This window comes from Micromonospora sp. CB01531 (assembly GCF_001905095.1).
Classification (GTDB): Bacteria; Actinomycetota; Actinomycetes; order Mycobacteriales; family Micromonosporaceae; genus Micromonospora.
In genome coordinates this window covers 242,266-253,875 of sequence record NZ_LWLS01000127.1, presented here as the reverse complement: position 1 = coordinate 253,875, position 11,610 = coordinate 242,266, and the positions used below count along the sequence as shown (strand labels likewise).

Genomic DNA, 11,610 nt, shown 5'->3' with positions numbered 1-11,610 from the left:
CCGGATGGCTCACTCCCAGAACTCATTAGGCCCTGGTTGACGGCGTAGGAGGGGGACAGACTGGGCAAAGAGGCGTGGCCGGTTCCGGTTTTGTGGCCCGCCTCGTCCGAACTGACCTTCGGGAGGTGACCTGTTGTGCCCACGTCATCGCTGCTCGCGTTGGCCGAGGAGCAACTCACGCTGGCTCGCGCAACCGGCAGCGGGCGCAGCGCCCGGACCATCCACGGCGGTGCTGGCACACCGCTGCGGCAGACCCTGGTCGCCCTGGTCGCCGGGCACGAGCTGGCCGAGCACGCCAGCCCGGGGGACGCGACGCTCCAGGTGCTGCGTGGCCGGGTCCAGTTGGTCGCCCAGGACCGGTCCTGGCCCGGTGAGACGGGGGACCTGCTGGTGATCCCGGATGCCCGGCACGCGCTGCACGCCGACGAGGATTCCGTGGTGCTGCTCACGGTGGCCCGCGGATGAGCACCGCTCCGCCCGCCGCAGCCAGATCGGAGGTCGCCGGCCGGCAGCGGGGTCGCCGGCACCGCTGGCTGCCGCCGCAGCACGGCGCCTGGGCCATGCTGCTCCTCCCGTACGCCACGGCGGTCTGCGTCACCGGCCTCCGGTGGCCGCATCTGCCGCTGCTCGGCGCCTGGCTGGCCGCGTACCTCTTCTCCTACTACGCCCTGCTGGTCGTGAAGACCGGCCGCGCCGACCGGGTACGCCCTCAGCTGCTGCTCTACGGCGCCGCGGCCGCGCTGCTGGTCACGCCGGTGCTACTGGCCCGGCCCGCGGTCCTCAGCTACGCCCCGTTGTACGCCCTGCTCGCCGCCGTCAACGCCGGGTACGCCCGCCGGCGTCGCGAGCGGGCGCTGCTCAACGATCTCGCCTCGGTGGCGCAGAGCGTGCTCGTGGTGTTCGTGGTCGCCACCGTCGCCGGGGTGCCGCCCGCCGGGCTGGTGGGGGTGGCGGGTGCGGTCGCCGCGTACCTGATCGGCACGGTGCTCTACGTCAAGACGATGATCCGGGAGCGGGAGAGCGTCGGCTACCGGTGGGCGTCCAGGGCGTACCACCTGGCGGCGCTGGTGGTGGCGGCGGCCTGGTGGGGGCCGGCGGTGGCTGCCGTCTTCGCGCTGCTGCTGCTTCGCGCGGCGCTGCTGCCGGGCCGGCGGCTGGCCCCGGTCCGGGTCGGGCTGGTCGAGCTGGTCGGCTCGCTGCTGGTGTTCGCCGCCGTGGTCGGGCACTGGACCTGACGGCCGGCAGGCCGAATGCCAGCCTGGGGTGCTGCCGACAACTGTGCATGACACGCCTCCGCGGAAACTTGATGTCACCCAGCGTGACCCTGGCGCGTGGCGCCCCCGTGGGCGCTGATCTGGCCACAATCCCCTGACCAGCGAAAATCCGCGCTCTAGCCCCGGTGCCGAAACATCCCCCACCCGGCTTTGCTCTGCAGCCATAGACGCAGCAGCGAACCATGGGTGACTACTGCGTCCGTGGCTGCAGAGCAAAGGGCGCGGGCCGGTGGTTACAGGCGGCCGGCTGTGGTCACCCGGCGTGACCGTGGTCACGCCTGTCGGGGCCCGCGCTGACCTCGCCGAGATCGCCTCACCGTGGGCCTGCATGGCGAGCGGGACCGCCGTCACCACCGCTGCCGAGGATTCCGGGAGCACGACTACTCCGTCAGACCCGGATTGGGTCGCGCCCCATCCAGGTCACCCACCGGCTCCGGCCGGTCGGCCCGTGTCTGGGGCTGACGGCGGTTCGCCATTTTATGGCCAGACCTGGTCATGTGTGGTCGTCTATTGTGGTCCTGTGAAGCTTTCGGAGTGGGCTCGCCAGCAGGGGGTGAGCTATCAGACCGCGTGGCGATGGGTGAAGGACGGCAAGATGCCCGTCCCTGTCCGTCAGGCGCCCTCCGGAACGTGGATCGTGGCCGAGCCCGCGAGCGTCGAAGGTCGCGTGGTCGCGTACTGCCGTGTGTCCTCCGCGGAGCAGAAGGACGACCTGGACCGTCAGGCCATACGGGTTGTGGAAGGCGCCAACGCGCAGGGCCTCGCTGTCGGTGAGGTCGTCAAGGAGATCGGGTCCGGGCTCGACGGCAGGCGGCGCAAGCTGCACCGGGTCCTGGCTGACCCGACCGCTGCGGTGATTGTGGTCGAGCACCGGGATCGGCTTGCCCGGTTCGGTGTCGAACACCTGGAATCCGCGTTGTCCGCGACCGGGCGGCGTGTGGTTGTCCTGAGTTCACAGGGGACCACCAGCGACCTGGTTCGGGACATCACCGAGGTGTTGACCTCGATGTGTGCCCGGCTGTACGGGCAGCGGGCGGCGAAGAACCGTGTGGCCCGGGCCGTGGCCATGGCGACCGGTGAGGACGCCGAGTGAAGAAGTTCCAGCCCCGGCCCGGCTTCGTCGTGCAGGCCTACCGGTTCGCGCTCGATCCAGGCGCGGTGCAGGAGAAGGCGCTTCGGTCGCACTGCGGCGCGGCGCGGGCCGCCTACAACTGGGCCGTGTCATGGGTATCGGCGTCCTGGTGGCAACGCAAGGCAGAGGCCTCCTACGGCGTGCCCGACGACCAGCTCACCGAGTGGCGGACGTGGTCACTGCCCACCCTGCGAAAGGCGTTCAACCAGGCCAAGCACATCGATTGCAGGTTCGCTGACTGGTGGGAGGAGAACTCCAAGGAGGCGTACAGCACGGGCCTGGCGAACGCGGCGGCGGCGTTCGACAACTACGCCAAGTCCAAGCAGGGCAAGCGTAAAGGCAAGCGTGTGGGCATGCCCCGGCGGAAGTCCAAGCACACCGCGCGGCTCGCCTGCCGGTTCACCACCGGCACCATCCGTGTCGAGCCGGACCGCCGCCACGTAACCTTGCCCCGGCTCGGAACGAGCCGCACCCACGAATCCACCCGCAAGCTGCAACGCCGTATCGCGAACGGTACCGCCCGCGTCCTGTCGGCCACCGTCAGGTTCGAGCGGGGCCGGTGGTTCTGCTCGTTCCAGGTCGAGGTCAGCAAGAAAGCGCGCACCGCCGCCCGGCCCGGCGTTGTTGTAGGCGTGGATCTCGGCGTCAAGTGCCTCGCTGTGATGGCTGACTCGGCGGGTGAGGTCCAGTACGTGCCGAACCCGGCGCACTACGACGGCGCGCTCAGGCACCTCAGGCGGCTGGCTCGCCGGGTCTCCCGCCGTCAGGGTCCGGACCGGCGCACCGGGTGCAAGCCGTCCAGGCGGTGGGCGATCGCCAACGCCGAACGTAACCGCGTGCACCACCGCGTGGCGAATCTGCGGCAGGACGGCCTGCACAAACTCACCACCGAAATCACCGGCGAGTACGCCACCGTCGTGGTCGAAGACCTCAACGTGGCCGGCATGCTCCGTAACCGCCGCCTGGCCCGCAAGATCGCCGACGCCGGGTTCGCTGAGATCCGCCGCCAGATCACCTATAAGTCCGGCTGGGCCGGCGGCGAAACCGTCGTCGCCAAGCGCTGGTACCCGTCGTCCAAACCTGCTCGAACTGCCGCGTGGTGAAAGCCAAACTGCCGCTGCACGTCCGAGTCTTCGCCTGCGACGCCTGCGGTCTGGTCATCGACCGGGACGAGAACGCAGCCCGCAACCTCGCCGCCCTCGCGACGGCCGTAACAACTGGTACCGGAGTGGCCGGAGACCAGGACGCGCAAGCGTCGAACCCGCGTGGAGCCGACCGCAAGACCCGCGCCACCACCCGCAGCCGCAAGGCCACGGGTGGGCGGGCAGGTGGCGCAACCTGCCGCACCAACGGCAGAAGGAAACGCGAGACCGTCAACAGGACACCGAAGCACTCACACTTCGGTGACACCGTCACGGACCTTCCGAGTGGAAACACCCGGAATGCTGATATTCGACTAGAAGATCAGCAACGGTGAAGCTCAACCGGTCGACGGACATGGCCCTGCGGATCGCCATGCTCACGGCCGTGTCTCCGGTCCGGACGACCGTGGAGGAGCTCGCCACCCGGCTCGCGCTGCCCCGCAGCCATGTCGCCAAGGTTGTTCAGCGGTTGCAGCGGCTCGGGGTGCTGGTGACCACCCGGGGTCGCTCCGGCGGGGTGGCCTTCGCCGAGCAGGCGGGCGAGTTGACCGTCGGGCTGGTGGTCCGGGCCTTCGAGGGGGACGGCGAGGTGGTCTCCTGCGAGCAGCCGGCCTGCCCGCTGGTCGCCGGCTGCCGGCTCCGCGGCGAACTGCGCCGGGCCCAGGCCGCCTTCCTCGCCGTGCTCGACGGAGTACGCCTCGGCGACCTGGTGGACGGCTCCGCCGGCCAGATTCTGCTCAGCCTCGGGGCGCCGCCCGCCCGCACCGCGAGCCTCGGGTCGTAGCTCCCGGGGAGCACCGATCGGCTGGATCGCCATCGGTCGATCGTTCGGGAAGACGACCGGCAGGTCGAGTGGTTGTGCTGCACGGACGCCTCCTCGCCTCCGGACGTCCACGACCGGGCGGTGGCAGAGACCCCGGACGGGGCCGAACCGGACGCCGCACCCACCCGGTGCCACGGCTCTGTCGGATCGGCGGGCTAGGCTCGCTGCGGCGCGCCGCGCGAGGCGATCAAGCCGGTGAGCGGCACCACACCGCCGAGACCTGGGAGTACGACCAGTTGACCGCACAGCCTGAGACCCTGTATGGGGCCGACGACCTGACGCACCTGGAGGGGCTGGACGCCGTCCGCAAGCGCCCCGGCATGTACATCGGTTCGACCGACAGCCGTGGCGTGGGTCACCTCGTCAACGAGATCCTCGACAACTCCACCGACGAGGGTGTCGCGGGTCACGCCACCAAGATCGACGTGATTCTGCACGCCGACGGCTCGGTGCAGGTCGACGACGACGGGCGGGGCATCCCCACCGACGTGCACGCCAAGTCCGGCATCTCCGGCGTCGAGCTGGTGCTGACCCGGCTGCACGCGGGCGGCAAGTTCGGCGGCTCGGGCTATAAGACCTCCGGCGGGCTGCACGGCGTGGGCGCCTCCGCGGTCAACGCGCTCTCCCGGCGGTTCGACGTCACGGTCCGCCGCGGCGGCAAGATCCACTCGATGTCGTTCCGGCACGGCGTACCCGGGATCTTCGACGGGGACGGCCCGGACGCGGCGTTCACGCCCGGCCCCGGCCTGCAGATCGTCGGCGCGATGAAGCGCCGCCAGCCGACCGGCACCTCGATCCGCTGGTGGCACGACCCGCGCTACTTCGAGACCGGCGCGGCGCTGGACACCGAGGCGGTCCGGCTCAAGCTGCGCAACACCGCCTTCCTCGTCCCCGGCGTGGCATACCGGCTGCGCGACGAGACGGGGGAGGAGGTCGTCGAGGAGAGCTTCCACTTCCCCAACGGCCTCACCGACATGGTGGAATACCTCGCCCCGGCCGGCGACCGCCCGGTCTCCGGCACGCTGCTGGTCACCGGCGAGGGGACCTACCGGGAGAACGCCGCCGACGCCAACGGCGTGATGCAGTCCAACGTGCAGCGCCGGGCCGAGGTCGAGGTCGCGTTCCGCTGGGGCACCGGCTACGAGCGCACCGTCGAATGCTTCACCAACACCATCCGCAACGCGCACGGCGGCACCCACCGCAAGGGCTTCGAGCGGGCCCTGGCGCGTACCCTCGCCGAGGCGGCCCGCAACGCCCGCGGCCTGCTCAAGCCCAAGGAGGACGCGCCCACCCTGGACGACGTCCTGGAGGGCATGACCGCGGTGGTGCACGTGCGGATCCCGGAGCCGCAGTTCACCTCTCAGACCAAGGACGAGCTCTCCACCGCCGGCATCACCAAGGTGCTGCAGGGCCTGGTCGAGCAGCACCTCAAGGCCTGGCTGGAGGACCGGAAGACCAAGGCCGAGGCCCGGACGGTGCTGCAGAAGATCGTTGACGCGGCGCGGGTGCGGCTCACCCAGAAGCAGCAGAAGGACGCCGCCCGGCGCAAGACCGCGCTGGAGGGCGCGTCGATGCCGGCCAAGCTGGTCGACTGCCGGGCCACCGGGGTGGACCGCAGCGAGCTGTTCATCGTGGAGGGCGACAGCGCCCTCGGCACCAGCCGGATGGCCCGCTCCTCGGAATACCAGGCCCTGCTGCCCATCCGCGGCAAGATCCTCAACGTGCAGAAGGCCAACCTCCAGCAGGTGCTGGACAACGCCGAGTGCGCGGCGATCGTGCAGGTGCTTGGCGCCGGCTCCGGGCGTACCTTCGACCTGTCGGCGATGCGCTACGGCCGGGTCCTCATCATGGCCGACGCGGACGTCGACGGCGCGCACATCCGTACCCTGCTGATCACGCTCTTCGCCCGGTACATGCGACCGCTGATCGAGGCCGGCCGGCTCTACGCGGCCATGCCACCCCTGCACAAGATCACCACCAAGGGGCGCAATCCGCAGACCGTCTACACCTACACCCAGGCCGAGATGGAGGCGACGGTCCGCAAGCTGGAGAAGGCCGGCAAGCAGATCGTCACCCCGATCCCGCGCTTCAAGGGCCTCGGCGAGATGGACGCCGACGAGCTCTGGGAGACGACCATGAACCCGGCCACCCGGGCGGTCCGCCGGATCACCCTCGACGACGTCGAGGCCGCCGAGCAGATCCTCGAACTGCTCATGGGGGAGAAGGTCGAACCCCGCCGCAACTGGCTCATCGACTCGGCCGACCGGGTCGACCGCGAAGCCATCGACGCCTGACCACTGGGTTCGTTTCGGAAGGAAAGCTGAACCATGGCACGCCGTAGGGACGACCGCGCCCGCGCCGACCTGTCCGCGTTCGACCAGGCCGGTGCGCGGGTCTTCGACAACCCGCTGGTCACCGAGGTTTCCGACTCCTACCTGGAGTACGCCTTCTCGGTCATCCACTCCCGCGCCCTGCCCGACGCGCGGGACGGCCTCAAGCCGGTGCACCGGCGCATCCTCTGGTCGATGTACGAGCAGGGCCACCGCCCCGACCGGGGCCACGTGAAGTCTGCCCGAATTGTCGGGGATGTAATGGGCAAGTACCATCCGCACGGCGACGCCGCCATCTACGACGCGATGGTCCGCCTCGCCCAGGACTTCTCGCTCAACGCCCCACTCATCGACGGGCATGGAAACTTTGGAAGCCCAGACGATGGCCCGGCGGCGGCGCGTTACACCGAGGCCCGGATGTCCCGGGAGGCCATGCTGCTCGTCGGCGAGCTGGGCGAGGACACGGTCGGCGTCGAGCCCAACTACGACGGCTCGCTCACCCAGCCCACCGTGCTGCCGGCAGCTTTCCCCAACCTGCTGGTCAACGGCGCGTCCGGGATCGCGGTCGGCATGGCCACCAACATGATCCCGCACAACCTGGGCGAGGTCGTCCAGGCGGCCCGCTGGCTGATCAACCACCCAGACGCCACGCTGGACAAGCTCATGGAGTTCGTCCCCGGCCCGGACCTGCCGACCGGCGGACTGCTGCTCGGCCTGGACGAGGTGCGCCGGGCGTACGAGACCGGGCGGGGCGTGGTGCGGATGCGCGGCCGGGTGCAGATCGGTCCGCTGGAGGGCAGTCGAGGCAGGCAGGCCATCACGGTCACCGAGCTGCCCTACGGCGTCGGCGCGGAGAAGGTCATCGCGGCCATCACCAACGAGGTCAACAAGACCAAGCGGCTCGCCGGCATCGCCGACGTCAAGGACCTCACCGACCGGGAGAACGGCACCCGCCTGGTCGTCGAGTGCAAGGTCGGGGTCAACCCGCAGGCGCTGCTCGCCGACCTCTACCGGCTCACCCCGCTGGAGCAGTCCTTCGGCGTGAACAACCTGGTCCTGGTGGACGGCCAGCCGCGGACCCTGGGGCTCAAGGAGCTGCTGGACGTCTTCCTCGCCCACCGGTACGAGGTGGTCACCCGGCGCAGCGCGTACCGCAAGCGCAAGCGCGAGGAGCGGCTGCACCTGGTCGACGGTCTGCTGATCGCCCTGCTCGACATCGACAAGGTGGTCAAGCTGATCCGGGCCAGCGAGGACGCCCAGGCCGCCAAGGACGGCCTGATGCAGAAGTTCAAGCTCTCCGAGATCCAGGCGACCTACATCCTGGACACCCCGCTGCGGCGCCTCACCAAGTACGACCGGCTGGAGTTGGAGGCCGAGCAGGAGAAGCTCCGCGGCGAGATCGCCGAGCTGTCGAAGATCCTCGACGACCCGAAGGTGCTGCGGAAGCTCGTCTCCGACGAACTGGCCGCCGTGGTCAAGCAGTTCGGCACCGAGCGCCGGACCACCCTGGTCGACGGGGACCTCAAGGAGGTGCTGGCCGCCTCCGTACCGGCCGGGCCGCTGGAGGTCGCCGACGACCCGTGCCAGGTGATCCTCTCCGCCACCGGGCTGGTCGCCCGGACCGCGGCCGAGTCGGAGGAGGCCACCGAGGGGCGCCGGCGCAGCGGGCGGGTCAAGCACGACGCGGTACGCGCCGTCGTTCCCTCCACCGCGCGGGGCCGGGTGCTCCTGGTCACCAGCGCCGGGCGGGCCTTCAAGATCGACGTACTGCCGCTGCCGGTGCTGCCTGAGCAGTCCGGCACGGTGTCGCTGCGCGGCGGCATGTCCGCGGCCGAGCTGGCGCCGCTGGAGCCGGGGGAGACCGTGGTGGGGCTGGCGCCGCTCGGCGCGTCCGCCGAGGGATCGCCCGGCCTGGCGCTGGGTACCCGGCAGGGAGTGGTCAAGGTCTGCGCGCCCGAGTGGCCGGTCCGCTCGGACGAGTTCGAGGTGATCTCCCTGCGCGACGGCGACGAGGTGGTCGGGGCGACCTGGCTCACCGACGGCGCCGAGGCGCTGGCGTTCGTCTCCTCGGAGGCGTCACTGCTGCGCTTCGCCGCGTCGCTGGTGCGCCCGCAGGGCATCAAGGGCGGCGGCATGGCCGGCATCAACCTGCCGGCCGGGGCGACCGTCGTCTTCTTCGGCGCGGTCCGTACCGACGACCCGGGGCACGGGGAGCCGATGGTGGTCACCTCGACCGGCGCCACGGTGAAGGTGACGCCGTTCAAGGCGTACCCGGCTAAGGGGCGGGCGACCGCCGGGGTGCGTGCGCAGCGGTTCCTCAAGGGCGAGGTGGACCTGGCGGTGGCCTGGGTCGGTCCGCGTCCGGTCGGCGCGACCGCCACCGGCGAGCCGGTGGAACTGCCCCCGGCGGACCCCCGCCGCGACGGCTCCGGCTTCGCGGTCATGCTCGGCCCCACCGTCGTCGGCCACCAGATCGAACGCGACTGACCAGCGCCCCGGCAGGGTCGGCGGCTCACGCCGCCGGCCCTGCCGCATACCCACCCCACGCCCGCCCGGCACGTCGATCATGAGGTTGACGGTCGCGAAATGGGCATCTCGCCCGGCCAACTCATGATCGCGAGAATGGACCGGGGGAGGTCAGAGTTCGGGTTCGGGGGCGGGGCGGGATTCCGGCGTGGTGCCGCGGAGGCGGGCGATGAGGCGCATGCCGTGGTAGATGACCAGGGCAGCGGCGGTGCCGAGGGCGATGCCGCTGAACGACAGGTCGCCGGCGGTGAGGGTGTAGTTGGCCGCCCCGATGATCACCGCCACGGCGGCGGTCATCAGGTTGACCGGGTCGTGGAAGTCGACCCGGTTCTCGATCCAGATCCGCGCGCCGAGGATGGCGATCAGGCCGTAGAGGGCGGTGGTCGCCCCGCCCAGCACCCCGGCCGGCACGGTGAGGATCAGCGCGCCGAACTTCGGGCTCAGCCCGAGCAGCACCGCCGCCACGCCGGCCACCCAGTACGCGGCGGTCGAGTAGACCCGGGTCGCCGCCATCACGCCGATGTTCTCCGCGTACGTGGTGGTGCCGGAGCCACCGCCCGAGCCGGCGAGCACGGTGGCGATGCCGTCACCGAGGAACGCCCGGCCCATGTCCCGGTCGAGGTTGCGGCCGGTCATCGCGGCGACCGCCTTGACGTGCCCGGCGTTCTCCGCGATCAGCACCAGGATCACCGGGATGACCAGCACCACCGCCCGCAGGCTGAAACTCGGGGTGTGCAACTGCGGCAGCCCCACCCAGGCGGCCTCCTTCAGCCCGGTGACCGCCTTCGGGTCGAGTTCGCCGAGTACCGCGGCGAGCACCCAGCCGACCACCACGCCGAGCAGGATGGAGAGCCGGGCGAGGAAGCCCCGGAAGATCACCGTCGCGACCAGGATCGCGACCAGGGTGACCACCGCGATCAGCGGCTGCGCCTTCACGCCGGTGCCGCTGCCCCCGCCGTCCCAGGCCACCGGGGCCAGGTTGAGCCCGATCAGCGCGACGATGGCGCCGGTGACCACGGGCGGCATGAGCGCGTCGATCCAGCGTGCGCCGGCCCACTGCACCACCAGGCCGACCAGGGCCAGCACCGCGCCGACCACCACGATGCCACCCAGCGCCGCCGGGATGCCGCCGCTGGTCTTCGCGGCCAGCACCGGGGCGATGAACGCGAACGACGAGCCCAGGTACGACGGCAGCCGGTTGCCGGTGATCAGCAGGAACAGCAGCGTGCCGAGCCCGGAGAAGAAGAGCGTGGTGGCCGGCGGGAAGCCGGTGATCAGCGGCACCGTGAAGGTGGCGCCGAACATCGCGACGACGTGCTGCACGCCGACGCCGACGGTACGCGGCCAGGACAGCCGCTCGTCGGGATGCACCACGTCGCCGGGGCGGACGGACCGGCCGTCGCCGTGCAGGTGCCACGGGGACCAGCCGGGTCGTGGCTCGGTGGAGGACTGGGACATGCTCCGCCCTTCGCGTCGTCAGGTGACGGGGGCGTGATCGACCCTGAGGGTCGTTTGTAGCACGTCACGGATCCGCGCCCGGGCGCGGTGGGCCGGATCCGGCACCGCCGGGGGCGTGCGCCGGCGCGGCCGAGCCGGTCGGGGTCAGGCGACGCCGGCGGGACGGAACTGGACGCTGATCCGGGGACCGACCGGGCGGGCGGTCTTCGGGATGGCGTGCTCCCAGGTGCGCTGGCACGACCCGCCCATCACGACGAGGTCGCCGTGGCCGAGCGCGAAGCGCAGGCTCGCCCCGCCGCCACGGGGACGCAGCAGCAGCGGGCGCGGCGAGCCGAAGGACACGATGGCCACCATGGTGTCGCTGTGCGCGGAGCGGCCCAGCGTGTCGCCGTGCCAGGCGACGCTGTCGCGGCCGCCGCGGTAGAGGCACATGCCGGCGGTGACGAAGGGCTCGCCCAGTTCGGCCGCGTAGTGCCGGGTGAGCGCCGCGCGCGCCTCGGTGAGCACCGGGTGGGGCAGTGGGCGGTCGGCGCCGTACCAGCAGAGCAGGCGGGGCACGTCGACCTCGGTCTCGTACATGGTGCGGCGCTCGGCCCGCCAGGGCACGTCGAGCAGCAGCGTGTCGAGCACCCCGTCGGAGCCCCGCACCCAGCCCGGCAGGTGGTCGACCCACGCGCCGCGGCTCAGCTCGTGCCGGCGCGGCCCGCCGGCGAGCGGGCCCAGGGTCGGCCCCTGCGCGGCGAAGTCGAGCATCGAGGGCTGGTACGCGACGTCGGACACGACGCCGATCCTACCCCTCGATCGAACAGACGTACGAGTGCTCTGTCTGCGGCTCGCCGGCGTCCCGGTGGCCGGGCGGCCCACCGGCGCGGGAGGCGGTCTGGGGCACCGGCGGGTAGGGTGCCCGGCGGCGGCGCCGCGGTGG

Annotated in this window: 10 protein-coding genes; 8 read left to right on the top strand and 2 right to left on the bottom strand. The window is 71.4% G+C overall.

Features of this window, described 5'->3' with window-relative positions; all coding sequences use genetic code 11:
* The first annotated feature begins 135 nt into the window (after positions 1–135).
* The 8 genes from A6A27_RS39085 to A6A27_RS39055 all read left to right on the top strand — a co-directional run bounded on the left by A6A27_RS39085 (position 136) and on the right by A6A27_RS39055 (position 9,188).
* The gene (locus A6A27_RS39085) at positions 136–465 is read left to right on the top strand and encodes a cupin domain-containing protein (protein WP_073839674.1); all 330 of its coding nucleotides are present in this window, start codon (positions 136–138) and stop codon (positions 463–465) included.
* Complete coding sequence (locus tag A6A27_RS39080; protein ID WP_073839673.1) at positions 462–1,235, top strand: YwiC-like family protein; 774 nt, start codon at positions 462–464, stop codon at positions 1,233–1,235. The genes A6A27_RS39085 and A6A27_RS39080 overlap by 4 nt, the downstream gene beginning before the upstream one ends.
* Before the next feature lie 559 nt (positions 1,236–1,794).
* Positions 1,795–2,367: an IS607 family transposase gene (locus A6A27_RS39075; protein ID WP_073839672.1), complete on the top strand. Its 573-nt coding sequence runs from the start codon at positions 1,795–1,797 to the stop codon at positions 2,365–2,367.
* Between the two features lie 29 nt (positions 2,368–2,396).
* Positions 2,397–3,509 carry an IS607 family element RNA-guided endonuclease TnpB gene (gene tnpB / locus A6A27_RS39070; RefSeq protein WP_198940639.1) on the top strand — a complete coding sequence of 371 codons (1,113 nt, stop codon included), beginning with the start codon at positions 2,397–2,399 and terminating at the stop codon, positions 3,507–3,509.
* The gene (locus A6A27_RS45440) at positions 3,506–3,883 is read left to right on the top strand and encodes a zinc ribbon domain-containing protein (protein WP_198940638.1); all 378 of its coding nucleotides are present in this window, start codon (positions 3,506–3,508) and stop codon (positions 3,881–3,883) included. The genes tnpB and A6A27_RS45440 overlap by 4 nt, the downstream gene beginning before the upstream one ends.
* Positions 3,880–4,332 carry an RrF2 family transcriptional regulator gene (locus A6A27_RS39065; RefSeq protein ID WP_073839671.1) on the top strand — a complete coding sequence of 151 codons (453 nt, stop codon included), beginning with the start codon at positions 3,880–3,882 and terminating at the stop codon, positions 4,330–4,332. The genes A6A27_RS45440 and A6A27_RS39065 overlap by 4 nt, the downstream gene beginning before the upstream one ends.
* A 275-nt stretch (positions 4,333–4,607) precedes the next feature.
* Positions 4,608–6,665 carry a DNA gyrase/topoisomerase IV subunit B gene (locus tag A6A27_RS39060; RefSeq protein ID WP_073839710.1) on the top strand — a complete coding sequence of 686 codons (2,058 nt, stop codon included), beginning with the start codon at positions 4,608–4,610 and terminating at the stop codon, positions 6,663–6,665.
* 33 nt (positions 6,666–6,698) lie between these two features.
* Positions 6,699–9,188 (top strand): DNA gyrase/topoisomerase IV subunit A, encoded by a 2,490-nt coding sequence (locus A6A27_RS39055; RefSeq protein ID WP_073839670.1) that lies wholly within the window; start codon positions 6,699–6,701, stop codon positions 9,186–9,188.
* A gap of 150 nt (positions 9,189–9,338) precedes the next feature.
* Here A6A27_RS39055 and A6A27_RS39050 read toward each other — a convergent pair whose 3' ends face one another.
* Both A6A27_RS39050 and A6A27_RS39045 read right to left on the bottom strand, forming a co-directional pair.
* Positions 9,339–10,685 carry a uracil-xanthine permease family protein gene (locus tag A6A27_RS39050; protein WP_073839669.1) on the bottom strand — a complete coding sequence of 449 codons (1,347 nt, stop codon included), beginning with the start codon at positions 10,683–10,685 and terminating at the stop codon, positions 9,339–9,341.
* A gap of 144 nt (positions 10,686–10,829) precedes the next feature.
* Positions 10,830–11,465, bottom strand: coding sequence for an alpha-ketoglutarate-dependent dioxygenase AlkB (locus A6A27_RS39045; protein ID WP_073839668.1), 636 nt, complete (start codon positions 11,463–11,465; stop codon positions 10,830–10,832).
* Positions 11,466–11,610: the final 145 nt, after the last annotated feature.